General features: G+C 56.9%; 24 protein-coding genes. 6 read left to right on the forward strand and 18 right to left on the reverse strand.

From position 1 onward, the window contains the following. Positions 1 to 5: 5 nt before the first annotated feature. Positions 6 to 1,457, forward strand: coding sequence for a nodulation protein NodH (locus tag ACXADZ_RS17275; protein WP_475198233.1), 1,452 nt, complete (start codon positions 6 to 8; stop codon positions 1,455 to 1,457). Here the strand turns inward: ACXADZ_RS17275 and ACXADZ_RS17280 are convergent. The 8 genes from ACXADZ_RS17280 to hslO form a co-directional block, all read right to left on the reverse strand. After that, on the reverse strand, positions 1,441 to 1,959 hold the full coding sequence (locus ACXADZ_RS17280) for a L,D-transpeptidase family protein (protein WP_171670096.1): 519 nt from the start codon (positions 1,957 to 1,959) through the stop codon (positions 1,441 to 1,443). The two genes, ACXADZ_RS17275 and ACXADZ_RS17280, sit on opposite strands and share 17 nt — an antisense overlap. 61 nt (positions 1,960 to 2,020) lie before the next feature. Then, positions 2,021 to 2,806 carry an ion transporter gene (locus ACXADZ_RS17285; RefSeq protein ID WP_171670095.1) on the reverse strand — a complete coding sequence of 262 codons (786 nt, stop codon included), beginning with the start codon at positions 2,804 to 2,806 and terminating at the stop codon, positions 2,021 to 2,023. 21 nt (positions 2,807 to 2,827) lie between these two features. Continuing rightward, a complete protein-coding gene (locus ACXADZ_RS17290) occupies positions 2,828 to 4,057 on the reverse strand; it encodes a class I SAM-dependent RNA methyltransferase (protein WP_475198234.1) in 1,230 nt (409 codons plus the stop codon). A 140-nt stretch (positions 4,058 to 4,197) separates the two neighbouring features. Next, on the reverse strand, positions 4,198 to 6,030 hold the full coding sequence (locus tag ACXADZ_RS17295) for an ABC transporter ATP-binding protein (protein WP_475198235.1): 1,833 nt from the start codon (positions 6,028 to 6,030) through the stop codon (positions 4,198 to 4,200). Then, complete coding sequence (locus ACXADZ_RS17300; protein WP_475198237.1) at positions 6,027 to 7,865, reverse strand: ABC transporter ATP-binding protein; 1,839 nt, start codon at positions 7,863 to 7,865, stop codon at positions 6,027 to 6,029. The genes ACXADZ_RS17295 and ACXADZ_RS17300 overlap by 4 nt, the downstream gene beginning before the upstream one ends. Positions 7,866 to 8,056: 191 nt before the next feature. Further along, positions 8,057 to 9,211 carry a CCA tRNA nucleotidyltransferase gene (locus tag ACXADZ_RS17305; RefSeq protein ID WP_475198239.1) on the reverse strand — a complete coding sequence of 385 codons (1,155 nt, stop codon included), beginning with the start codon at positions 9,209 to 9,211 and terminating at the stop codon, positions 8,057 to 8,059. Next, the gene (locus ACXADZ_RS17310; protein ID WP_475198240.1) at positions 9,208 to 9,804 is read right to left on the reverse strand and encodes a CoA pyrophosphatase; all 597 of its coding nucleotides are present in this window, start codon (positions 9,802 to 9,804) and stop codon (positions 9,208 to 9,210) included. Before ACXADZ_RS17310 ends, ACXADZ_RS17305 begins: the two co-directional genes overlap by 4 nt. After that, positions 9,797 to 10,783 carry an Hsp33 family molecular chaperone HslO gene (gene hslO, locus ACXADZ_RS17315; protein WP_475198242.1) on the reverse strand — a complete coding sequence of 329 codons (987 nt, stop codon included), beginning with the start codon at positions 10,781 to 10,783 and terminating at the stop codon, positions 9,797 to 9,799. The genes ACXADZ_RS17310 and hslO overlap by 8 nt, the downstream gene beginning before the upstream one ends. Before the next feature lie 76 nt (positions 10,784 to 10,859). Here hslO and ACXADZ_RS17320 point away from each other — a divergent pair, with 76 nt between their 5' ends. Next, the gene (locus tag ACXADZ_RS17320; RefSeq protein ID WP_475198243.1) at positions 10,860 to 11,306 is read left to right on the forward strand and encodes an NUDIX hydrolase; all 447 of its coding nucleotides are present in this window, start codon (positions 10,860 to 10,862) and stop codon (positions 11,304 to 11,306) included. On the opposite strand, the gene ACXADZ_RS17325 is transcribed toward ACXADZ_RS17320, so the two are convergent. Then, the gene (locus tag ACXADZ_RS17325) at positions 11,303 to 12,577 is read right to left on the reverse strand and encodes a PP2C family protein-serine/threonine phosphatase (protein WP_171092842.1); all 1,275 of its coding nucleotides are present in this window, start codon (positions 12,575 to 12,577) and stop codon (positions 11,303 to 11,305) included. The two genes, ACXADZ_RS17320 and ACXADZ_RS17325, sit on opposite strands and share 4 nt — an antisense overlap. Positions 12,578 to 12,740: 163 nt before the next feature. Here ACXADZ_RS17325 and ACXADZ_RS17330 point away from each other — a divergent pair, with 163 nt between their 5' ends. Then, entirely contained in the window at positions 12,741 to 13,070 is a 330-nt protein-coding gene (locus ACXADZ_RS17330; protein WP_171648187.1) for an Hpt domain-containing protein, read from the forward strand. On the opposite strand, the gene ilvA is transcribed toward ACXADZ_RS17330, so the two are convergent. Further along, positions 13,067 to 14,293, reverse strand: coding sequence for a threonine ammonia-lyase IlvA (gene ilvA / locus ACXADZ_RS17335; RefSeq protein WP_475198246.1), 1,227 nt, complete (start codon positions 14,291 to 14,293; stop codon positions 13,067 to 13,069). The genes ACXADZ_RS17330 and ilvA overlap by 4 nt on opposite strands. A 58-nt stretch (positions 14,294 to 14,351) precedes the next feature. Beyond that, positions 14,352 to 15,119 carry a hypothetical protein gene (locus ACXADZ_RS17340; RefSeq protein WP_475198247.1) on the reverse strand — a complete coding sequence of 256 codons (768 nt, stop codon included), beginning with the start codon at positions 15,117 to 15,119 and terminating at the stop codon, positions 14,352 to 14,354. A 141-nt stretch (positions 15,120 to 15,260) separates the two neighbouring features. Here ACXADZ_RS17340 and ACXADZ_RS17345 point away from each other — a divergent pair, with 141 nt between their 5' ends. From ACXADZ_RS17345 to ACXADZ_RS17355, 3 genes are all read left to right on the forward strand, one after another. Next, positions 15,261 to 16,487, forward strand: coding sequence for an argininosuccinate synthase (locus ACXADZ_RS17345; protein WP_475198249.1), 1,227 nt, complete (start codon positions 15,261 to 15,263; stop codon positions 16,485 to 16,487). Positions 16,488 to 16,519: 32 nt separating this feature from the next. After that, positions 16,520 to 16,924 (forward strand): DUF1810 domain-containing protein, encoded by a 405-nt coding sequence (locus ACXADZ_RS17350; RefSeq protein WP_171093348.1) that lies wholly within the window; start codon positions 16,520 to 16,522, stop codon positions 16,922 to 16,924. A gap of 79 nt (positions 16,925 to 17,003) precedes the next feature. Continuing rightward, positions 17,004 to 17,285 carry an SCP2 sterol-binding domain-containing protein gene (locus ACXADZ_RS17355; RefSeq protein ID WP_475198251.1) on the forward strand — a complete coding sequence of 94 codons (282 nt, stop codon included), beginning with the start codon at positions 17,004 to 17,006 and terminating at the stop codon, positions 17,283 to 17,285. Between the two features lie 2 nt (positions 17,286 to 17,287). On the opposite strand, the gene ACXADZ_RS17360 is transcribed toward ACXADZ_RS17355, so the two are convergent. From ACXADZ_RS17360 to ACXADZ_RS17390, 7 genes are read right to left on the reverse strand one after another with little or no spacing between them, the layout of a single operon-like run. Continuing rightward, complete coding sequence (locus ACXADZ_RS17360; protein ID WP_475198255.1) at positions 17,288 to 18,214, reverse strand: 3-hydroxyacyl-CoA dehydrogenase NAD-binding domain-containing protein; 927 nt, start codon at positions 18,212 to 18,214, stop codon at positions 17,288 to 17,290. Continuing rightward, on the reverse strand, positions 18,214 to 18,954 hold the full coding sequence (locus ACXADZ_RS17365; RefSeq protein WP_475198258.1) for an SDR family NAD(P)-dependent oxidoreductase: 741 nt from the start codon (positions 18,952 to 18,954) through the stop codon (positions 18,214 to 18,216). The genes ACXADZ_RS17360 and ACXADZ_RS17365 overlap by 1 nt, the downstream gene beginning before the upstream one ends. Beyond that, on the reverse strand, positions 18,954 to 20,372 hold the full coding sequence (locus tag ACXADZ_RS17370) for a gamma-aminobutyraldehyde dehydrogenase (protein WP_475198262.1): 1,419 nt from the start codon (positions 20,370 to 20,372) through the stop codon (positions 18,954 to 18,956). Before ACXADZ_RS17370 ends, ACXADZ_RS17365 begins: the two co-directional genes overlap by 1 nt. Positions 20,373 to 20,383: 11 nt before the next feature. Next, positions 20,384 to 21,313: a 3,5-dioxohexanoate:acetyl-CoA acetone transferase gene (gene kce, locus ACXADZ_RS17375; protein WP_475198265.1), complete on the reverse strand. Its 930-nt coding sequence runs from the start codon at positions 21,311 to 21,313 to the stop codon at positions 20,384 to 20,386. Beyond that, complete coding sequence (locus tag ACXADZ_RS17380) at positions 21,310 to 22,104, reverse strand: SDR family NAD(P)-dependent oxidoreductase (protein ID WP_475198268.1); 795 nt, start codon at positions 22,102 to 22,104, stop codon at positions 21,310 to 21,312. The genes kce and ACXADZ_RS17380 overlap by 4 nt, the downstream gene beginning before the upstream one ends. Further along, positions 22,101 to 23,636: a choline-sulfatase gene (gene betC, locus ACXADZ_RS17385; RefSeq protein WP_475198271.1), complete on the reverse strand. Its 1,536-nt coding sequence runs from the start codon at positions 23,634 to 23,636 to the stop codon at positions 22,101 to 22,103. Before betC ends, ACXADZ_RS17380 begins: the two co-directional genes overlap by 4 nt. Beyond that, entirely contained in the window at positions 23,633 to 24,772 is a 1,140-nt protein-coding gene (locus ACXADZ_RS17390) for an aromatic ring-hydroxylating oxygenase subunit alpha (protein WP_475198274.1), read from the reverse strand. Before ACXADZ_RS17390 ends, betC begins: the two co-directional genes overlap by 4 nt. Positions 24,773 to 24,837: the final 65 nt, after the last annotated feature.

Below are 24,837 nucleotides of genomic sequence, written 5' to 3' on the forward strand. Positions count from 1 at the left end.
GGTCGATGGCAGCCAACTATGATTACTTCGTCGTACTGGCGGCCATGCGCACAGGATCGAATTTGCTAGAGGCAAACCTGAACGCGCTGGACGGCGTGACCTGCCACGGTGAGGCTTTTAACCCGCATTTTGCCGGCAATCTGAAATCTGAAACTCTGCTGGGCCTGTCGTTGGAAGACCGTGACGCGGATCCGGCAAAGTTGCTCAAGGCCATTCGCTCGGCCCCCGGTGACATCAACGGGTTCCGATATTTCCAGGAACATGACCCACGCATCCTGAAACCGGTTCTGAATGACCCTCGCTGCGCCAAGATCATTCTGACACGCAACCCTCTGGACAGTTACCTTTCGCTGAAAATCGCGCGGGCCACCCAGCAATGGCTGCTGAAAAACGTCAAACGGCGCGTCGAGGCCGAGATTGCTTTTGATACGCAAGAATTCGCGGACTATCTGAATCAGATCCAAAACCACCAGCACATGTTGCGGCGACATTTGCAGAAGACGGGTCAGAACGCGTTTTTCATCACCTATGATGATCTGACCGAGCTGGACGTTCTAAACGGTCTGGCGGCATGGCTGGGGGTTAAAGCGCGTTTGACCCGGCTGGATGACACGCTGAAACCGCAAAACCCGGCCCCTGCGGTTTCAAAAGTCACCAACCCCGAAGAAATGACCCAAGCTTTGAGGGATGTCGACCGCTTTGGATTGCATGAGACCAAGGGCTTTGAGCCGCAACGCGGGGCCGCCGTACCGCAATACATCGCAGCGTCAAAATCAGCCCTGATGTATTTGCCCATTCGTAATGGATTAGAGCCTGTTATCGCCCAATGGTTGGCCGATTTGGATGGCAGCGCGGACGACGATTTGATCACCGATCGAAACAGAAAACAAATCCGAACCTGGCTGAAGGATCATCCCGGTCATCGAAAGTTCGCCGTCCTGCGACACCCGCTGGCACGGGCGCATACGGCATTTTGCCAACACATCCTGAGCACAGGACCGGGCAGTTATAAAATGGTGCGAAACTATCTTCGCAATCGGCTCAAGATGCCAATCCCCGGACAGGTGCGGGACACGAATTATTCGGTCGAGCAGCACCGCGATGCATTTGCGGCTTTTCTGGGCTTCTTGCGCCTCAACCTGAACGGTCAGACACCAATCCGCGTTGATGGGACGTGGTGCAGCCAATCCCGGGTTTTGGACGGGATTGCCAGTTTCCTTTTGCCGGACCTGATCCTGCGAGAGGACGAGTTGGCAACAGCACTTCCCGCACTGGCACGCGAAGTTGGACATTCGAACCCGCCCGAGCCGGGCCCATGCGCACCCGATGTGCCATTTACGTTGAGCCAGATTTACGACGCAGAGCTTGAGGCGCTGGCAGCAGAGGTCTACCAGCGCGACTATGAAGTGTTTGGGTTTGGTGCCTGGGCGCCGGACGCCACTAAGGGCGCAAGGTGATAAGCGTACCTTTGTTCACCATGGCATAGATCTCTTCCATCTCGGCATTCTTGACCGCGATGCATCCCGCCGTCCAATCCGGTGTTTTGCGCGCACGCTTGAACTCGGACCGAAGATTGGGCTGGCCGTGGATGAAAATATCGCCCCCCGGATCAACGCCCGCTGCCTTGGCCTGCGCGACATCCTGAGAATTGGGGTACGAAATACCCAGCGACAGATGATAGCGGCTGCGGGGGTTCCGGCGGTCGATCAGGTATGTGCCCTCGGGCGTTCGACCATCGCCTTTCTTGGTCTTTGTTCCGCGTGGCGCAAAGCCCAAATCAACTTCATATTCACGCAATACCTGCTCATTATGCAGCAGATAGAGTTTGCGCGCGCCCTTGTTGACCACCAAAGAGGTCACTTCGGGTCCATTATATGTCAAAAATCTTGGGCTGGCGGAGGCACAAGCCGAAAGGCTCAGCGTTGCCATCGCCCCCAATCCGAATGCTCGACGATCCATTTTTTCACTGCCTGCTCTGTTTTTTGGGGATTAATATGCCAAAAACCTTCAGAAACGGAAATCACTTTTTGCTGTTCATCTGCTCGGTCAGGCGACGTTCGATATTTTCTAGCCGTTCCAGCACCTCATCACGATAGGCGTCGGTTTTGACTTCATCCTCGGCGTGATGTGCATCCTGCATCGAGTTCACGATCAGACCGACCAGCAGGTTCACCACGGCAAAGGTCGTGACCATGATAAATGGCACAAAAAACAGCCATGCGTAGGGATAAACCTCCATAACGGGGCGGACGATGCCCATGGACCAGCTTTCCAACGTCATGATCTGGAACAGGGTGTAAGCCGACAGGCCCAGATCACCGAACCAAACGGGAAATGACACCGAGAACAGCTTGGTCGAGATCACCGCACCGATGTAGAACAGGATGGCCATCAGCAGGAAGACGCTGGCCATTCCCGGCAGGGCCGAAATGAATCCTTCGACCACGCGCCGTAGACGGGGTGCAACAGAGATAACCCGCAACACCCGCAGAATTCGCAGGGCCCGCAGCACAGACAAGCTGCCGGCACTGGGAACAAGTGCAATGCCCACGATAAGAAAGTCGAAAATATTCCAGCCGCTGGTAAAGAACCTGCGCCCGGTCGCAATCAGCTTCATCGTGATCTCGGCAACAAAGATCGCAAGGCACAGCTTGTCCAGCGTGACAATCAGCGGTCCTGCTGCCTCCATCAGGGTGGGCGACGTCTCCATCCCCAAGAGAATCGCGTTGAAAATGATGACAGCCGTGATGAAACGTCCGAAAGCCGGGGCTTCGATGATGGTCAGCAAGCGCTGTTTGACGCCCATGTGTCGCGTTCTCCTGTCTGGTCAAGATGCGGCGTTCAGGACGAACCGCGCAGCAAGTTCCGTATGTGACGACCACCGAAATTGGTCAACGACCTGTACCCATTCAAGGGTGTAGCCTGCGTTAAAAAGGATTTTCGCGTCCCGCGCAAAGCTCACCGGGTTGCACGAAACGTAAGCAATCACCGGGCGCTTGGCTTTGGCCAGCTCTTCCACCTGCGCCTCGGCTCCGGCACGGGGTGGATCCAACACGATCGCGTCAAACGCCTTCAACTCATCGGGCATCAATGGACGACGGAACAGGTCGCGGGCCTCAGTCGTTACGCGCTTCAAACCATGCGCCTTGCGCCAACCCTGATCCAATGCCTGAACCATGGCGGACTCGCCTTCCACAGCATGAACTTCAGCAGTTTGGGCCAAGGGAAGGGAAAACGTACCGCTACCTGCGAACAGATCGACAACGCGCTTGGCGCCCTGTGTAGCCTCTGAAACAGCCTGTAATAGAGCCTGTTCTCCGTCCTTTGTCGCCTGCAGGAACGCGCCGGGTGGCGGTGTGACTTCAGCCGTTCCAAAACGTTGAAGCGGCGCTTGTCGCATGGCGATCACTTCATCATCCCAACTCAGCCGCGCCAAACCGTGTTTCTCTGTCGCTTGAGCCAGTGCCAGTTCCAACGGCCCGTCCAATGGTTTGCCGCCTTTGACGGCTACATCCAATCCCCCTTCGGAGAGTGTAAGCGTCACCGCCAGAATACCCTTACGGCTTCCTCCCAGAACGGCCAGCGCCTCGGCCACAGGAATGGCTGCGATCAACTCGGGATCAAGCAACCGGCAGTCGGGGATTTCCGTGATCGTGTCCGACGCGCGACCATGAAACCCGGCCAATGTGCCCTTCTTTGTTCGTCTTACAGCAACCGTTGCACGCCTGCGCGACTGTTCGGGTGACGTGTGGATCGGGCGCATCTGTGCATCCAGACCCTGCACGGCCAAGGCGTTGCGCACAATTTCAAGCTTCCAATCGGCCACAAAGGCGTCAGAGGCATGCTGCAACTGACACCCGCCGCAGGCTTTGTAATGGCGACACGGCGCTTTGACCCGATCTTCGGATGACGTTTCCACCCGGATATCGGTCAGCACTTGACCCGTCAAAGTGCCGCTTACGACCTCACCGGGCAGGGTGCGCGGGGCGTAGACGGGACCATCGGCAATACCATCGCCCTGATGACCGAGCCGTGTGATTGTGAATTGCTGCGTCATGAAGGGCCTGATAGCCGGGCTTTCAAGTCAACAAAACCCCTTAGGGCATTTTGCGCTTGCATTGAATCACAATACGCTGCCTCTCCCTCCGGTCGAATGCGCATTCCGATACGGTGTGGTTAAGAAAACCGCAAAGGTTCTTATTCCGCAGCTTCCGCCTGAATGAAGCCGCCTGATTGACGATGCCAGAACCGCGCATAAAGCCCGCCTTGATCCAGCAGCGCCTCATGCGTTCCGCTTTCGACAATCCGCCCCTGGTCCAGAACAACGATCCGATCCATCTCGCTGAGGGTGGACAGTCGGTGCGCAATGGCCAGAACGGTCTTACCCTCCATCACCCGATGCAGCGCGGTCTGAATCGAGGCTTCAACCTCGGAATCCAGCGCCGAGGTCGCTTCGTCCAGAACCAATATCGGCGCGTCCTTCAAAATGGCACGGGCCAAAGCGATCCGCTGACGCTGCCCGCCGCTGAGTTTTACACCCCTTTCGCCCAGATGAGCGTCATAGCCTTGGCGACCATTGGCATCCTCAAGGCTGAGGATGAATTCATGTGCCTCGGCCTTTTTTGCGGCGGTTATCATATCATCCTCGGACGCATCCGGGCGACCGTACAGGATGTTTTCGCGCGCCGAACGGTTGAACATCGCCGTTTCCTGCGTGACCATACCGATCTGGCGGCGCAGGCTGTCTTGTGTCACCTGCGACACGTCCTGCCCGTCAATACAAATAGCGCCATCTTCCCTGTCATAGAGTCGAAGCAGCAAGGACACGAGCGTCGATTTCCCCGCCCCTGAAGCGCCAACAATACCCAGCTTTTCACCGGGTTTTATGGTCAGGGACAGATCGATGACGCCACCAACATCCCGACCATATGCAAAACTGACATGCTCGAACGAAATAGATCCGTCGTGCACTTCCAGTTCTTTTGCGCCCCCCGCGTCTTCGACCCGGTCCCGCTTGGCCAGCGTTTTCATCCCGTTTTCGATTTCGCCCACGTTGGCATACAGACCCATCAGCGTGAAACTGACCCAACCCGTCATTTGCGCGATGCGGATTGAGACCGCCCCGGCCGCAACAATATCCCCTGCAGTGGCCATACCGAGTTGCCATAACCATAGCGTTGCGCCCAACAGCAGCACGGGCAGTACCCCGGCCAGCGTCATCAGGATGAACCGGAAACTGGCGGACAGTTTTCCAAAATCCAGCGATCGTTCACGCAGTTCCACCATCGAGTCGCGCGCAGCCTGATCTTCGAAAGCGGAATGCGCAAACAGCTTTACAGTCTTGATATTGGTGATCGTATCGACCACCTGCCCCGACACCATAGCCCGCGCCCCGGCCCGTGCGGCTGAACGTTTTCGGATACGCGGCAGATACCAACGGACCAGCATAAAATAGACAACTAACCAAGCGGCAAAGGGCAGCATCGCAAGCGGGTGAATAGACCCTAACAAAAGCAAAGATCCTGCCAAAGACGCCAAAGCAAACACAATCGCGCTGATCGTTTCCGACACGACGGAAGCCATCGCGTTCGACGTTTGCATCTGCTTCTGCGCAATGCGCCCAGCAAAATCATCGTCGAAATATGTCACCGACTGGCCCAGCGTCCAACGGTTCAGCTTGGCCAACACCAAAGGGGTTATGTTGGGCATAACGATGTAGTTGTTCGACAAGGACGACAGGCCAAACAAGATCGGACGCACCAGCATAAAGAACACAACCGCGCCGAAAATCATCCACATGTTTTGCGCGGTCAGAAACTGTTCGGGACCGCTGGACGTTGCCACATCAATCACGCGACCCAAAATCCAGGCCGTGCCAGCCTCCATTGCACCGGCTGTGGCCGAGAAGAAGGCTGCAACAAACAACATCGGCCAGGCCCCGGACAGACTCCAGCGAATGAACGCCCCCAACGTCTGTGGTGGGGGCGTTTCAGTGGTTTTGAACGGTTGGATGAGGTCAGCAACCCTCATTCCGCGGCCTCCGGATTCATGAAGCCGCCAGATTGCCGCGCCCAGAACTGCGCGTAAAGGCCGCCCTGCGCCAGAAGATCGGAATGCGCGCCTTCTTCAACGATACGGCCACCGTCCATGACCAGAATACGGTCCATCTGCGCGATCGTGCTGAGCCTGTGCGCAATGGCGATCACGGTTTTGCCTTGCATCATGCCGTAAAGGGTTTCCTGAATTGACGCTTCAACCTCGGAATCTAGGGCGGATGTCGCCTCATCCAACAACAAAATCGGTGCATCTTTCAGGATCACCCGCGCCAGTGTCACGCGCTGCCGCTGCCCGCCGGACAGCTTTACACCACGCTCACCAACATGCGCATCGTACCCGGTGCGTCCCTGGGGATCTTGCAGGTCAAGGATGAAGTCATGCGCTTCGGCCTGCTTGGCGGCCTCTATCATCTGATCCTCGGTCGCATCAGGGCGGCCATAAAGGATATTGTCCCGCACCGACCGGTGCAGCAAAGCGCTGTCCTGCTGAACCATGCCGATATGACTGCGCAGGCTGTCTTGCGTGACATCAGCGATGTTCTGCCCGTCAATCAGGATCGCACCGCGTTCGACGTCATAAAACCGCAAAAGCAGCTTAACCAGAGTCGATTTACCAGCACCAGACCGCCCGATCAGACCGATCTTTTCGCCGGGCTGAATGGTCAGGTTGATATGGTCCAGACCACCGGCTTCACGGCCATAATGGTGCGACAGGTCGCGGATTTCGATCTCGCCTTTGTTCAGCGTTAGCGACTTGGCATCAGGCGCGTCTAGCAACTGGATCGGCTGGGCAATCGTCTCCAACCCCTCGGCAACGACGCCAATCTGGCGGAACAGGCTGGTCAGCGCCCACATGATCCATCCGGTCATGGCATTTAGGCGCAAGGTCAACGCGGTTGCAGCCGCGACCACGCCAACCGAGGCTTGGCCCTGCATCCAAAGCACAATCGCCCAACCAACTACCCCGACGATCAAAAAGCCGTTCAGAGTGACCAGAAACGCATCCATAATGGTGAAAATCCGCATCTCAACCTGCACGGTTCGGCGGGTTTCTTCGATTGCCTCGCGGGCATAAGTCATTTCTTGATCCGCATGCGCGAACATTTTGACCGAATGGATGTTTGTGTAGCTGTCGACCACACGCCCCGTCACAGTCGAACGTGCATCAGATGCCGCCTTGGACGCCGGACCAACACGCACGATTGCCCATCGGACCAACACCGCATATAGCGCAAACCAGATAACCAAAGGCAAAAGAAGCCGCGGATCGGCGGCCATCAGCAAGACAGAAGCCCCAATCAGATAAGCCAGCGAGAAGGAAATCGCGTCAAAGACCTGAAAGACCACCTCACCTGCGGCAGGCGGTGTCTGCATGATCCGGTTGGCAATCCGCCCGGCAAAATCGTTTTCAAACCAACTGACCGACTGACGCAAAACGTGTTTATGCGCCCGCCAGCGGAACAGCGTGCCGTATTGAGGTAGGATCGCATTGTTGATCACCAGCACATCCAGAACGTGCAGAATCGGCCGCAACAGAAGGATGAACGCCGCCATCAGCAGCAATTCGGTCCCGTGGTTCTGCCAGACTTCGGTGGGAGAGCCGACAAGCAAATCTACGACGCGCCCCATGTAATAGATCAGACCGACCTCAACCCCCGCCACAACAATGGATAGCAGCGTGGCCCAGACAAACACCCGGACGAAAGGCCGCGAATAATCCAACATGAACGGCCACAACTTGGTTGGTGGCGTGTCGGTCTCTTTGTAGGCGACAAAAGGGTCAACGAGATTTTCGAAATAGCGAAACATGGAGAGTGCTCCGATTGAGCAAAAATTTAGACGTGCGAAGAAGAATGGCGCCTGAACACCACCCTTTACGGGGCAAGTGTCCTGGCTTTAGCCGAACCAGATCCCGTAATACATTCGCAGTCCTCCATCCATGTGACAGTCGCACGTAACCACAAACGTGTTGGTTTGTCATCCCCTTTTGAGACTTAGCGCTAACTTGCCAGCAACTCCTCGCGCGACAACGCAAAGCCAGACGCGATCCAGCGGTTTTCAAGCTCGGCCAATTTCTGGCCCAGCGCTGGTCCTGTGAAGGTGGGGATCAGATCCTTGGCTTGAATCGGGAAACGGGCAGCCGCTCCTGTATGTAAGTCATGCCTCAGGTCTTCGGACCAAGGTTGTTCCAAAAAAGCGCAACGCAGAAGGGTCTCGTGCAAACCGCCTTCGTCGCCATAGCGATAGCCCAACTCGGCCACGCTGGTGGTGGCTTGTGCCTCCTCTCGCATCCGGGTCAGACGTTGCAGCTGCGAACGGCTCAACCGCAATGTCGCTGCGTCTTCGGGCATGGCAATGGCTGCCAGCCGTCGCACCGGATCGGGATCAGCACCTGCGGCTTGTTCGAGGGCGACAAGAGGCGAAAGGGATCGGTCATTTGCACCCGGCAACAACTGTGCCAAGACACCCGTGCTGCGCATTGTTGCAATGGCAGGGGCAGGATCGGGCGCTGCCAGTAGTTTCAGCAGTTCCGCCCCGACCCGTTCGCGCGACAGTGATTTCAACCCATCAAGATTGGCACCAATTGCGGCCAGAGCGTCGGGATCAAATCCAGCGTCCGCGTCACCATACCAGGCATGAAAGCGGAAGTAGCGAAGCGAGCGCAAATAATCTTCGCGGATACGATTCTCTGCCGTTCCAATGAACCGAACCCGACGTGCCTGTAGGTCGGGTAATCCACCAAGCGGGTCTAACACTGCGCCATCGGGCCGTGCGTAGATCGCGTTCATGGTGAAATCGCGCCGGGCCGCGTCTTCCTCGACGTGATCAGAGAACGCAACAACAGCGCGCCGCCCGTCGGTTTCCACGTCACGTCGGAAAGTAGTGATCTCGTGAGGGATACCGGCACTGACGACCGTGATCGTTCCGTGATCGATACCCGTTGGAATAGCCTTGAGCCCCGCCGCCTGCGCCATCTCAACAACCTGCTGGGGTCGCGCGTCGGTGGCAATATCGATATCCGAGACAGGTGCGCCCAAAAGCGCGTTGCGCACACAGCCACCCACAAAAAGTGCCTGCGCACCAGATGCAGTCAGGGCGGCGCACACCAGTTGGGTCGCTGGTTCACTGACCCAAGGCTCGTTTATCTGCATCATTCATTCACCCGTGCTGCAAGCCCGCGCAATATGCGGGCCGTCGCGCCCCAAATATAATAAGGGCCGTACGGAACTGCGTAGTATCTGCGTTTCTGACCGCGCCAGCGACGCGACTCAATCAGATAATTCTCGGGATTTAGAAGATGGGCAAGAGGGGTCGAGAAAACCTCGTCCACCTCGCCGGGCTCGGGCACAGGCTTGAATGTGTCTCGCACGATTGCGACCACAGGGGTGACGTTGAAAGAGGTGACCGTTTCATGCATGGGCAGAAACCCCAAAACCTCGGGCTGGTCAACGGGCAGCCCAATCTCTTCCTGCGCCTCGCGCAGGGCTGCCGCGGTTACGTCGGCGTCACTTTCATCCTGCTTACCGCCCGGAAATGCGATCTGACCGGGGTGATGCTTCAGGGCTGAGGACCGTTTGGTCAAAAGCACCCGAGGCGTTTCATAAGCCAGAGAGATTACCACCAGAACACCGGCAGGGCGCAGCCGCCGCCCGGGTGGCAAAACAGTGTCAGGGTTCAGGTCAAAGTCGCTGGACCCGTGACCGGGGCGGCGCAAGGCCGCCCGGATCTTTTCAACCGGATCATGCACCTTTGCTGTCTTCAGCTTCAAAGCCCACAGTTGCCGGATCCAGCACGTAATGCGCACCACAGAACTGGCAATCAGCGGTGACCAGACCTTCAGGCGTTGTCATCTTTTCGATGTCCTTCGCCGAATAGATCGACAAGCTTTGACGCACCCGGTCCTCGGAACAGGTGCACCCGAATTGTACCGATTGCGCGTCATAGACACGCGGCTGTTCCTCATGGAACAGGCGAACCAAAAGGTCGGTCGGCGCAACCGAAGGGCCGATCATTTCCAGATCCTCGACAGTATCCAGCAGGATATTGACGCGGCCCCAGTTCTCACCCTCTTCGCCGTCTACCAGATCGCTGGCGGTCAGGATCTCACCCGTACCTTCACCCGATGCAGCAAAGGGCGACGTTTTGGGCATGTGCTGCAACATGATGCCGCCGGCGCGCCAATGCTCGCCCACGCCGGGCTCGGTCGATTTACCAAAGCTCAGCGAAAACCGCGTCGGCAACTGCTCAGACTGGGCGAAATACGCCTCGGCACATGCGCTCAGCGATCCACCCGCCAGCGGCGTGATGCCCTGATACGGCTGCGTGCCTTCGCCCTGGTCGATCATGATGGCAAAATACCCCTCGCCCACCTGATCAAAAGGTGCCGCGTCGGTCAGCCGGTCTCGGTCAAAGCTGGCATATGCGCGGATTTGGGCGGCTTGGCCTTCTTCCTGCGGCGCGTAATAGTCGGTCGCGATCATGCGCACCGCCCCTTTGGACTGCACCTGCAACGACAGCTTCCAGCGCAACGCAACGGTCTGGCCGATCAACGCGGTCAGCAAAGCCATTTCAGCCACCAGCGCTTCGACTTGCGGCGGATAGTCGTGCTGCTTCAGGATGCCATCCAGCACGCCATCCAAACGGGCCACGCGGCCGCGCATGTCGGATGCATCAAGTTGAAAGGGCAGGACGGTATCGTCCCACGCGATTTTTGTTCCAAGAGACATGGGGTTTCCTTACACGCCACAGGTTGGCATACCGGCACCATATAGGTCGTACAGATTGGGTTTTAAGGGGCCATACATGATCAGACGGTTTGGCGAAACCCCTCAGGCAGGGCAGAAATACACGCAACGACCCGGCGTGTACGTGCTTTTGCCTCGTGGACGATCATTGCTGGTGACATGGTATGACGACGGTCTCAACCCAGAGCTGCAACTGCCGGGCGGAGGAATTGATCCGGGCGAATCGCCAATCACGGCCCTGCATCGCGAGGTTTACGAAGAAACCGGTTGGCTGGTTGCCAACCCACGTCGCGTTGGCGCCTTTCGCCGCTACGCGTATATGCCCGAATACGATCTGTGGGCGGAAAAGGTCTGCATGATCTATCGCGCGCGTCCCGTCCGCCGCATCGGACCACCAGCCGAGGCGTTTCACGAAGCACGATGGATAGATGCGTCAGATGCGGTGGTAAAGCTTGGCAATGACGGTGACCGACATTTTGCCAAGTTGCATCTTTGGTCGCTTTAAGGGCCGTTATATTCGAAGAACACGGCCGAAACGTCATCGCCGATTCCTTCTTTGGGCGACATGACCTGGGTCAGTCGCCAAAACATGTCATCCAGAAACTCGGACCCGCCATTTTCTGAAACACAGTTTTGCGCCATTTCTTGCAAACCGCCTTCATCCAACAGGCCGCCATCTGCCAGAGGGCATTCGGTAAACCCGTCAGAATACAACAACAGCTTGTCCCCGGGTTGCAGTTTCGTTTCGATCTGATGGAAGCCCGCATCCTCGATCAAGCCTATGGGCAAACCACCATCGCCCAGAAATTCACTGCTGCCATCTTTGCGTAACAAAAGGGGGTGCGGATGCCCGGCCTGCACCATCTTCATAAGCCCGTTGCGCAGGTCAACAATGGCATAGACCATCGTAAAATATTCTTCGATCCCCGTATCTGCCATCAGGCGGGAGTTGAGCGTTTTGGCGACATCCTCGGGCGGCAAGAGCGCGTAGAACTTGTTGAACCGCTGTTCCATCGCAACATTCTGGTCAAAGTGCTTGCTGGACAGATAGCCACCCAATCGGGCCGTCATCATGGCCGAAGTGATGCCGTGGCCGGACACATCAATGCTGTAGAACCCCAACCGATTCACACCGGGCGAGAACATGCCAACAAGATCGCCGCCAATATGGCCGCATGGCTTTAGCAAAAGGCTGACGCGCGAGTTGCCAAAATCTCGCGATAGCTCGGGCATCAGAGATTCCTGAATCTTACGCGCCTGCATCAGATCCTTGTCGATCGCGTCATGCGCCAGTTTCAGCTCTTCCAACGCGGATTCGATCAGGCGGTTTTTCTGCGAAAGCTCGCGCTGCATGTCCAGAATTCGCGCCCCGGCGGAAATGCGCGCCCGGAGTTCGTCGGCTTCCAGAGGTTTGATCAGAAAATCATCCGCCCCGGCATCCAGACCGCGTGCCACCTCTTGCTTTTCGCTTTTGGACGTCAGCAGGATGAAATAGCTGTATTGATCCGTTTCCAGAGCGCGAAATGCGCAGCAGAACTCCAGCCCGCTCATCCCCGGCATAACCCAGTCGCTGAGCACAAGGTCGGGCGGGTCTGTCCGACACAGCTCCAACGCGGCCTCGCCGGTATCAGCCTCGACTACGTCAAAGCCCCATTTTCTGAGCGAAGCCACAAGGATGCGCCGCTGCAAACGGCTGTCATCCACAACCAGCACCTTGCGGATCGCGCCGAAGTCCAGATCTGATCTGGTGTCCTCAAGACTCGCCCCTGGCACCATTTACCCTCTGCTCTCATGAGATTGACCGGTCAGGGCGACCCTAGCCTTCGCGGGTTTAACATCCGGTGAAGACATGACTCACGTTCAGACATTGCCGTTAACTGGGCTTTTACCAGCCGTGGCTTACCCAGAACCTTACAGATTGGTCGACGGGTAGCGCATCATGATCCACTGGGACAGAGTCAGGCAATTGCGGGACGAAGTTGGCCCGAATGAATTTGACGAGGTGGTCGAGATTTTTCTGGAAGAGGTGCAAGAGGTCATTGCGCGCCTGCATCACGACACCAACCGGATCGAATTGGAACAAAACCTGCATTTTCTGAAGGGAAGTGCGCTCAGCCTTGGCTTCGATCAGTTCTCGAAACTCTGCCAGGACGGCGAACGGCAGGCTGCCGCAGGACAGGGAGCGGAGGTTGATTTGCCAGCTTTGTTAGCCGTTTTTGAAAGCTCGAAACTCAAATTCGTATCAGAGCTGTGCGAAAACCTGAGTTAGATTACAAACTGCGCCAGTGTCTCATCTTCGGTGATGTCGGTATAGGTGAACCCGGCCTCGTCCAGATGCGCAAACAGGCGCATGAAGTTTTCAGGCTTACGGGTTTCAATCCCGATCAGGACCGAGCCGAAATTGCGCGCTGATTTTTTCATATACTCAAAGCGAGCGATGTCATCTTCGGGGCCAAGAATGCCCAGAAACTCTTTCAACGCACCCGGACGCTGTGGCAAGCGCAGGATGAAGTACTTTTTTACCCCGGAATAGCGCTGCGCGCGTTCTTTGACCTCGGGCAAACGTTCGAAATCGAAATTCCCGCCGGACGTCACACAGACAACCGTCTTGCCGCGCACAAAGCTTTGGACGTCACCCACCGCCTCAATCGCCAAAGCTCCAGCCGGTTCAAGCACGATGCCTTCAACATTCAACATTTCAATCATGGTGGCGCAGATACGGTCTTCGGACATGACAAGCACATCCGACAGATGCCGTGACTTGAGCAGTTCGAACGGCTTCTCACCAATTCGTCCGACCGCCGCGCCATCGACGAAGGTATCCACATGATCCAGCGCAACGGGATGCCCTGCCGCCAAGGCAGCACGCAGACACGCGCCTCCAGCGGGCTCGACAAACAAGCAATGACTGCGATCCCCGAACCACGTCGCCACGCCGGAGGACATTCCGCCACCACCAACCGGCAAAACGACATGATCCGGTACACCGCCCATTTGCTCTTCGATCTCAACCGCCAATGAGGCCTGACCTTCGATTACATCCGGGTCGTCAAACGGTGACAGGAAATGCCCGCCCTGCTGTGTGCACCAAGCTTGGGCAGCAGCCAGCGTGTCATCAAAATAATCGCCGGTCAGGTGAATCTCGATATTGTCGCCGCCAAAGATTCGGGTCTTTTGGATTTTCTGCTGTGGCGTCGTGACCGGCATGAAGATCACGCCTTTGACCCCCAGATGCTTGCACATGAACGCCACGCCCTGCGCGTGATTACCCGCACTGGCACAAACGAACAGATCCTGGCCCTGCTGCTTGCGCATCGCATTGAACGCGCCCCGGATCTTGTACGACCGCACCGGGCTGAGGTCTTCGCGTTTGAGCCAGATGTCCGCACCATAACGGTCGGACAAATGGGCGTTCCGCTGCAACGGCGTTGCTGGAAACACAGAGCGCATCGCCTGTTCGGCGGCGCGGGCGCGGGTCATGAAATCAGTCATGACCGTTTCACTGCCGCATCACCGCGTTAAGGGCAAGGAATACATATGTGTACGCGGGTCAGGAGAGTTCGCGTTTTTCGATGAACACGCCGTACATGGTTGTAAAAATGCTGACATTGATCATCGGAAGGATAAGCGTGCCGAAAAACACGGTCAGCAATATCCCCAGAACCGGAATGAAGGCCAGCAATGTAAAAACAAGCTGAACAGCAAACTGAAACAGAAAGGCTACGATGAGCAGGACTAGAATCGCACCGGCAGTTCCTGCTGTGTTTTTCCAAGCTTCGCCAAGTGTTATGGGGCTGCCAATAGCTGCTGCGGGCAAAATAATGGAAAGCCGATACAAGCAAACGGCCAGAAACAGCAGATATGCCACAAGCAATAGAATTCCGAGAACAGACGAACTTTGAACGAAAGTGCCGAGAACCACGCCACCCGGAAGCCACGCGATTGCCATCAATAGTACAAGCAATATAGCGCGCCCGAAATATGCGAGAATTCGGTCAGAACGGAATGTTGGCAATATACCGTTGGGATACTCTTCCAGCAGAATGAACCTGTGCCACGACACCGCAATCCAGAACATGGTTACAAAGATCACCGCAATCAGCCCAAAAACCAAAAGCAGGATAGAGCCAGGCGACGTGCCGGGCGGCAATTCTCCCGTTTCTGCTTCAAACGCTTCCAGCGGAACGCCTGACACCATGAACAATGCGACAATCAACGCGGTGGCAATCAACGCAGGACCAAATGTGATCTGTAGCACCTGCTTGAGATTTCCAAAAACCATCCGCACCGAATGCACAAAAATCTGCCATCCCCACATCCGAATACTGCCCCTTCAACCAAACATTGTTTTAATTGCGTATGTTTCACCTTAATTCCCGCTCTGCGTCAATCCACACAGCTTGCCCCCGCGTTCAAAACCCGCTAGGGGCCAATCGTTCTACGCATAAAGGGAAGTCAGATGTCCGCGCCCAAGAAAGTTGTTCTGGCCTATTCCGGTGGCCTTGATACCTCGATCATTCTGAAATGGCTGCAGACCGAGTATGGGTGTGAGGTCGTGACCTTCACCGCCGATCTGGGTCAGGGAGAAGAGCTAGAGCCCGCACGCCAGAAGGCCGAGCTGCTGGGGATCAAGCCCGAGAACATCTATATCGAGGACATCCGCGAAGAATTTGTACACGACTTCGTGTTCCCAATGTTCCGCGCCAACGCGCAGTATGAAGGGCTGTATCTGCTGGGTACGTCCATCGCGCGCCCGCTGATCTCGAAACGTCTGGTTGAGATCGCCGAAGCCACCGGCGCCGATGCCGTGGCCCACGGCGCGACCGGCAAGGGCAACGATCAAGTGCGGTTCGAACTGGCAGCATACGCGCTGAACCCCGAAATCAAGGTCATTGCCCCCTGGCGTGAATGGGACTTGACCAGCCGCACCAAGCTGCTGGAGTTCGCCGAACAAAACCAGATCCCGATTGCCAAGGACAAGCGCGGCGAGGCGCCCTTCTCGGTCGATGCGAACCTGCTGCACACCTCGTCCGAGGGTAAGGTTCTGGAAGACCCTGCCGATATGGCACCCGACTATGTCTATCAGCGCACCGTCCACCCCGAGGATGCGCCAAACGAGCCCGAGTTCATCGAGATCGGCTTTGAAAAAGGCGACGCGGTCAGCATCAATGGCGAGGCAATGAGCCCGGCCACCATCCTGACAAAGCTGAACGAATATGGCGGCAAGCACGGCATTGGCCGTCTGGATCTGGTCGAAGGCCGCTTCGTGGGCATGAAGTCGCGCGGCATCTATGAAACACCGGGCGGCACCATCCTGCTGGAAGCGCATCGCGGGATCGAATCCATCACCATGGACCGCGGCGCGATGCACCTGAAAGACCAGCTGATGCCGCAATATGCCGAGCTGATCTATAACGGCTTCTGGTATTCGCCCGAGCGTGAGATGCTGCAAGCCGCCATCGACAAATCGCAAGAGCACGTCACCGGCACCGTTCGTGTGAAACTGTACAAAGGTCTGGCCTCGACCGTGGGCCGCTGGTCGGATCACTCGCTGTACTCTGAGGCGCACGTGACCTTTGAGGAAGACGCTGGCGCATACGATCAGACAGACGCAGCCGGTTTCATCCAGCTGAACGCCCTGCGCCTGAAACTGTTGGCCGCACGCGACAAGCGTTTGTCCAAGTGATCGACGACGAAGATACCGACGACGAACTCGATATGTTCATCGAGGCGCAGGACACGGTTTGGGCCGATGTCCTGCGTGAATTGAAACAGGGGCAGAAAACCAGCCACTGGATGTGGTTTGTGTTTCCGCAACTGGCCGAGCTGGGCCAATCCCATATGGCGCAGCTTTACGGCATCGAAGATCTGGACGAGGCAACGAGCTATCTGGCCCACCCCGAACTGCGCCGTCGGCTGACAGAAGCGGCGTCGCTGATGCTATTGCACAAAGGGCGAGATGCGGCTGACGTCCTGGGTGGGGTTGATGCAAAGAAGTTGCGATCTTCGATGACGCTGTTTTCTTCTGTCGCGGATGCTCCGGTCGAATTTCAGGCCGTTCTCGACGCCTTTTACGATGGTCAAGCCTGTGATCGGACAACCCAGATACTTGGTGCGTCATAAAGCCAAGCTCCCGTTGGGTCAGCCTTGCCTGCGCGCCGTCTGACCCTTTACGCATTCGGAAACTGCGAAAGGAACCCGGATGCTTCAAGACATCGCTGATGGAATTCAAAAGGGCTTAGACGGCAAAACCTTTGATGGCTCGTTGAAATTCGACTGTGGCGCAGACGGGGTGATTGTTCTGGCCGACAATCAGGCCACGACGCAGGATCAGGACACGGATTGCACCATCCGTATCTCACAAGACAACCTGACCAAGCTGCTGACCGGGAAACTAAACCCGATGACGGGTGTCGCTATGGGCAAGCTCAAGATCTCGGGCAATATGGGCGTCGCGATGAAACTGGGTCAACTGTTGGGCTAAGTTCAGCGCAAATCTGCAATAGATTTCTGCATCGCCAGGATCAAAGCGTCCCGTTGCCCGGATAGCTCGGCTTGGGTTTTCCCTGCGGCCTCATCTTTCACACCATCAGCAAGTTGCTGAGCGACTTCATCTGTTAAATAGACCTGACCCAGATCGTCCCACCAGCCGTTGAACGTATCGGTAAAGTGGTCGCAGAACGCCTTCAACCCACCTTCCCCCGCGCCGAGATTGAACAACATGGTCGGCCCCATCGCCGCCCACCTGACACCCGGTCCTGCCCAGACGGCTTTGTCCACATCTTCGACCGACGCAACACCCGACACCACAAGATGAATGGCTTCACGCCACAACGCGGCTTGCAGCCGGTTCGCAACATGGCCGGGCACCTCTTTATTGACCCGGATCGTGGTCTTGCCCACGCTTTCAAAAAACGCCTGCGCCGCGTCAACGACGCCATCGGCGGTTTTTTCATTCCCCATCACCTCAACCAGCGGTATCAGGTGCGGTGGATTGAAGGGATGCCCTAACACAAAATGCGACGGGTCAGACCAGCCGGGCTGCATTTGCCCCAGAGTTAGACCCGATGCAGAGCTGGCGACGATCGCGCCCGTGGACAAAGCTGGCTCAATCTCGGCAAAGGTTGCATGTTTGATCTGCAAACGCTCAGGCACGTTTTCCTGAACAAATCCCGCATCAGCCACTGCGGCAGCAGCGCTGGAATGAAACGTGATGGCGTCCGGGTTTCCGTTGCCCGTCAGACCTAAGGCATCCAGTGTCGGCCATGCATTTTCTACATACTGGCGTACTTTCTTTTCGACGTCCGGGTCAGGATCAAAAAGGGCAACAGAACGCCCGGATGCAAGAAAAAGCGCCGCCCAACTGGCACCAATGACGCCTCCGCCCAAGCAGGCCGTGTGTTGTATTTCCATCAGAACAATCCCGGGTTCAAAGGTGAAGCTGCCGTCATGCCGCCATCCACGGTGAAAAGCTGACCTGTCGCAAAGCTTGCCTCATCTGACGCCAGCCAGACCGCCATACTCGCGATATCCTCGGGCTTGCCAAAGCGGCGCGCCGCATGGCGGGCGATTGCATCCCTTCGCGCGGCGTCGGGGTCGTTAGCCAGCTCGAACCCGGCGTCCAGCATTCCTGTTTCAATCCATCCGGGGCAAATTGCGTTGCAGCGGATCTTTGGCCCGTGATCGACCGCAATAGAACGGGTCAAGCCATGCACAAATGCCTTGGACGCGTTGTAAAGCGCCATGGACGGATCGGCGATATTCCCCGAAATAGAACCTATATTAATGATCGCAGCGCCCTCATCCATCCGAGGTATGTAAGCCCGGCACATATTGAAGACGCCCTTGCAATTGGTGCCTATCACAGCGTCCCAATCCGCATCCGAGCTGTCTGGAACAGTCTTTTCAACCTGCACACCAGCATTATTCACCAGAATGTCGGTGCCATCTGTGGCTTCGGCCAACGCTTCGACGGCGTCCGTGTCCGTGACATCCAGCGGATACCAGATGATGTCGTCAGCCAGCCCATCGGGCCGCGCCCCGCGCCCGCATGTCGTCACTGTTGCGCCTTCACGGCAAAAGGCTTCGACTATTCCGCGACCAATGCCTTGCCGCCCACCTGTCACAAGCGCTCTTTTCCCAGCCAACCGCATCAGTGTGCCACCATCACATGGCGCACAGACGTGTACGCATCCAGCGCATAAACCGACATGTCACAACCCGTGCCAGACCCTTTCATCGCAGCCCAGGGCATTTCCGCCGCTGGCATTCCGTGCGTATTCACCCAGGTCATGCCGTACCGCAGCTGCGCCGTCATTTTCATCGCGGTCGAGATATCCTTGGTCCAGACAGACGACGCCAACCCGTACCGCCCCGCGTTTGCAATCCGAAGGGCTTCGTCCGCCTCGGTAAATCGCGACAGAGTCACGACCGGGCCGAACACCTCGCTACACGCGATCTCAGCGTTATTATCCACATTTGCGACGACGGTCGGCTGATAGAAGAACCCTTCCCCTTCACCAACCTTGCCGCCTACGGCGATTTCAGCGCTGCTGCGGGCGCGATCGACAAATCCGGCGACCCGGTCGCGTTGGGCTGTTGATACGATAGGCCCCATTTCTGTGCCTTCGGCCTTTGGCGCACCGATCCTGATCTGACCAACCTGATCAGCGACGGCAGCAACCACTTTGTCGTATACATCATCCTGCACCATCACCCGACAGGGCTGAGCGCAATCCTGACCTGCGTTGAAGAACGAACCGTATCGGATCGTCTCGGCCACGGCGTCGATATCAGCGTCATTGAACACGATAACCGGCGCCTTGCCCCCAAGTTCCAGATGCACATGGCGGATCTGGTTGGATGCCGCCCGCATCGCGGCCATTCCGGTCGCAGGTGAGCCGGTGATTGAAATGCCCTCAATCCGTGGGTCATTGATCAGGCTGTCACCAACCGACATGCCCCGACCATGGACCACGTTCAACACACCTTTGGGCAATACATCTGCCAGCAACTCTGCCAGCCGTAGCGTGGCCAGCGGCGTGATTTCGGACGGTTTCATAACAATGGTGCAACCTGCCGCCAGGGGCGCAGCGATCTTCCATGCCGCCATCATAAGCGGATAGTTCCATGGCGCGATGGAAGCCACTGGGCCAATCGGATCCTTGCGGATCATTGACGTGTGGCCCGCTGCGTATTCTCCGGCCACCGACCCGCTCATCGTGCGTGAGGCACCGGCCATGAAGCGGAAAGTGTCGATGGTCAGAGGCATCTCTTCATCGCGGGCCATCGGCCATGGCTTGCCAACATCAAGCGTCTCTAACTCGGCCAATTCATCGATGTTTTCTTCCATTACATCCGCAATCGCGTGCAGATATCCCGACCGTTCGGAAGGCGAAACAAGCCGATAGGCGTCAAAGGCTTCATGGGCAGCACGCGTTGCAGCTTCGATCTGCTCAGGCGTCGCTTCGGGCACATGGGCCACGGTTTCACCGGTAGATGGATCCAGAACGGGCAGAGCATCGCCCTGACCTTCTACCATCTCTCCGTTAATCAGCATCTTTGTCTGCATGTCGTCCCCCGTCAAAAAGCTGTCTGGTCGTTGCCCTTCAGACCCAGCCGTTGGCGGGCCTCGTCCGGCGTTGCGACCGTCAGGCCAAGATTTTCGATGATTGAGCGAATCTTGCGGACCTGATCAGCGTTGGACTTCGCCTTTTCGCCGGGCCCGATGTAAAGGCTGTCTTCCAGCCCAACCCGTACATTGCCACCAAGGATCGCAGCCTGTGTCGTGAAGGCCATCTGGTGGCGACCTGCGGCCAGCACCGACCATTCATAGCCGTTTCCAAACAACTTTTCGGCAATTGTGTGCATGTGCATCAGGTTGTCGGGATCAGCCCCCACGCCACCCAGAATGCCAAACACCATCTGGATGAAAAACGGCGGTTTCACCCAGCCTTGATCTACCACCCAAGCCAGGTTGTAGAGGTGCCCCAGATCGTAGCATTCAAACTCGAACTTCGTGCCGTGACCTTCACCCAGTTCCTTCATCGCATATTCGATATCGGCAAACGTGTTGCGGAAAATGAAGTCGCGAGTCATGTCCAGAAACTCGGGTTCCCAGTCATGTTTCCAGCCTGAATATTTCTGCATCATCGGGAAGATGCCGAAGTTCATCGAGCCCATGTTCATGCTGGCCATTTCGGGGCTGGCCCGTAGTGCCGCACGCAGGCGTTCTTCGCGGGTCATGCCCAACCCGCCACCGGTTGAGACATTCATCACAGCACCGGTTGCTTGCTTGATGCGGGGCAGGAACTGCATGAAAAGGTCAGGGTCCTGATCTGGTCGACCGTTTTCCGGATTGCGGGCATGAAGATGGATGATCGAAGCCCCGGCCTCGACGGCACCGATGCTGGCCTCGGTGATTTCGTTTGGCGTGATGGGCAAGTGCTCCGACATGGTCGGTGTATGAATCCCACCGGTTGGAGCACATGTAATGATAACCGGTTTGCTCATAGCTTCATCTGCTGGACTTGCGCGCTCAGCCCTCCGTCCAGAACCCAAAGTTGACCGCTTGCATAGCGCGCCTCGTCAGAAGCCAGCCAATTCACCAGATTGGCGATGTCGTCGGGCGTGCCATATGTGCGCATCGGGTGCACTTCGCGCACGGCCTGCTGCAACTGGTCGATGGTCTTGCCGCCGCCACCCGAGCCATCGCCGGTGAAAAAGCTCTGCAACATGGGTGTGTCGACATAGCCGGGGCATATGGCATTCACGCGAATACCCTCCGGCCCGTGATCACACGCCATCGCACGCGTCAAGGCATGAACCGCACCTTTGGTCGCGCAATAGGCGGCAAGGCCAGGGTCCGCAATGTACCCATCGTAACTCCCGAAATTGATGATCGAGGCTGACGTTCCCGACGCGGCCCCTTTGCGCAACAGCGGCAATGCATGTTTTGAGGTCAAAAACGTACCCGTGACATTCACAGCGAAGGACAGGTTCCATTCCTCTAGCGTTGTCTGTTCAATCGTCTTTTCAATCTCGATGCCAGCGGCGTTAACCAAAACATCCAATTGGCCAGCTTCCGCACCAACCTGTTCCATCGCGGCAATCGCATCAGCTTCTTGCGTGACGTCCAGTTTCACAAAGATGCTGCCGTCGTCATCATGGGCTGACAAGGATCCTTCGGGCGTCAGATCAGCCGCATAAACCCGTGCGCCCTCGCGCAGAAAACGTGCCACGATCGCGCGCCCGATCCCGCCGCGCCCACCGGTTACAAGCGCTGTTTTGCCGTCCAGCATCATTCTTTGGTCTCCTTCAATGGCGGATAGCGATAGCGAGTCGCTGCAACCATCCAATCCATGTGATTGCGCACATATTCCTGCGTTGCATCTCGTGGCGGGGTGTAATCCCAGGCCTCTCCGGCACCCGCCTCCATCGCGGCGTGCAAGGTGCGCCGGGACTTTTGCGTTGCAATGACATCCGCACGCAGGCTTTCGCTGTTCCAACGTCGCGCCACGTCTTCAGCAAACTGTGCGGACTGTTCAGCGTAAGCCGGGTCATCGGCCACATTCACCTTTTCCAACGGATCCCTGAACAGGTCATAAAGCTGAGGTGGGTCCGGGTCGCAGTGAATATACTTCAACGGCCCGCGCCGGATCATGAACACCGGATAAGGCGTCATCTCGGCGCAATACTCGCCGACGGCTTCATCCACAGGGTCAGATTCTCCGCGCGCAAGAGGCATCAAGGATCGGCCATCAATCGGTTCCCCGAAGATCGCGTCAGAACCGCCGGCGATATCCACGAATGTCGGCAGAAGATCGAGCAGGGAACAGGCGTTGGCAGCACAGCCTTTGGCAACACCGGGACCCGCCATGATCAGCGGCACACGAGCCGAGTGTTCAAAGAAATTCATCTTGTACCACAACCCACGCTCACCCAGCATATCGCCGTGGTCTGCGGTGATGATGACGATGGTATTGTCTAACGCACCGATGTCTTCCAAGGCTTTGACCATCGCGCCGACCTTGCTGTCAAAGTAACTGACATTGGCCAGATAAGCGCGACGCGCGCGGCGGATTTCTTCCTCGGTCAGAGGGACATAGCTTGCCTCGATCCCATCCATCACACGGCGTGAGAACGGGTCTTGTTCCTCGGGCGTTAGTGTAAATTCCGGCATCGGGACGTCTGCGTCGGAATACAGGTTCCACCACTCGGGCTTGGCGACATAGGGGTCATGCGGATGGATAAAGCTGGCCACCATACAGAACGGAGCATTGTCCCCAGCCGCCCGATCGCGGCCCCTGTCGATCAACCAGCGGCGCGCGGCAAATTCGACCTCGTCATCATAGTCTGTCTGGAAGGTGGCGACCGCCTCACCGCTTTCCTTTACGGTTTGCATGTTGTGATACCACTTATCGATCCGCTCGTCCGGGGCTTCCCAGTCCGGGGTCCAGGCAAAATCGGCGGGGTAGATGTCGGTGGTCACACGGTCCTGAAACCCGTGTTTCTGGTCCGGCCCAACAAAATGCATCTTGCCCGACAGGCAGGTGCGGTAGCCCAGCGCCTTGAGGTAATGCGCAAAGGTCGGGACCGAGGCGCGAAACTCGCTGGCGTTGTCAAAAGCAGCGATCCGGCTGATCAGCTGCCCGGACATGAACGCAAATCGGGACGGCGCGCAGAGGGGTGAGTTGCAATAGGCTGCGTCAAATCGCATCCCGCGCGCGGCAAGCGCGTCGATGTTTGGGGTCCTGACCGTTGGATGGCCGTACGCGCCGCAAAAATGCGGCGCCAGTTGATCGGCCATAATCACAACGATGTTCGGCCGTGTCACGGTGCGGCCTTTGCATATGCATCCAGTACAAGCCCGTGGAAATGATGCACCGCATGTTCTGATTTGCCCGAACCATTAGGATCATGCACGATCCGACCTTGCGTAAAGGCCGGGGTGCTCATCCCGCGTTGTACGCTTTCGACAATGTCGATGTCTTCGCGTTGCAGAACCTCATCAAGATACCGGATTGCTTCCAGCTCGGCCTCATCAGGCTCCGGGGTTTCAAGGAAGAAATCATAGGTTTCGAGCGTTCGGTCAGGACCCATCGGGATGATATTCAGCACGATCATCGAAGACCGCCCCGGGTAGCGCATCAGACATGTCGTGGGCCACAACCACCAAACTGCATGGGTTCGTACTGTGGCATTGGACACGTCATAAGCGGTGTTAGCACCCTTACCCGCCTCGGCCATATGGCTGGAGTAGATGCCGTATGTGGTCACCTTGTAGGTGTCCATATCGACCAGATCACAGAAATCCTTATGCGCTGTCGGGCAGTGATAGCATTCAAGGAAGTTGTCGACGACGTTCTTCCAGTTCGACTTGATGTCATAGGTCAGGCGGTGACCAAATGTCAGCTGCTCGATATCGGGTGCCCAATGGCAGATTTCGGTTTCCAGATTCCCGGAAACTTCGCGCAAAGGTGCTGCGTTAGGGTCTACGTTGACGTATATAAACCCCGCAAACTCTTCGACCTGTACTTGGTCCAGGCAGATATCCGATGTTTTAAAATTAGCCAGGTTCTCGGTCTCGGGCGCGCGCACCAATTGGCCGTCCAGTTTGTAAACCCATGCGTGATACGGGCACATGATGCGTGTGGTTTCGCCCTCGCCCGATAGCAAATGATGGGCGCGGTGTTTGCAGACATTATAGAACGCACGCAATGTGCCCTCGCGGTCGCGCACGACAGCAATCGGACGTCCGGCGATTTCGACGGTTGTGTATGACCCCGGAGCGCGCAGCTTTTCAACGTGGCACACCCATTGCCATGTCTTGGCTAGCACTTCGTTTTGATCGACCTGATACCAGGACGGATCGACATAGGCTTCGGCCTTCAGGGAACTGGTATTGAAGGGATCGGTGCTAAAACCATCGGAAATCCGCTCGAACTGGGTTTTGGACGGCAGCTGACTCATGGGTGGCTCCACAGCTCAGGGGCAGGCTTTGCCCCAAGGATTGACGTGTGGTGCGTATGATCTTC

This window comes from Ruegeria sp. ABM4_193, from assembly GCF_056158705.1.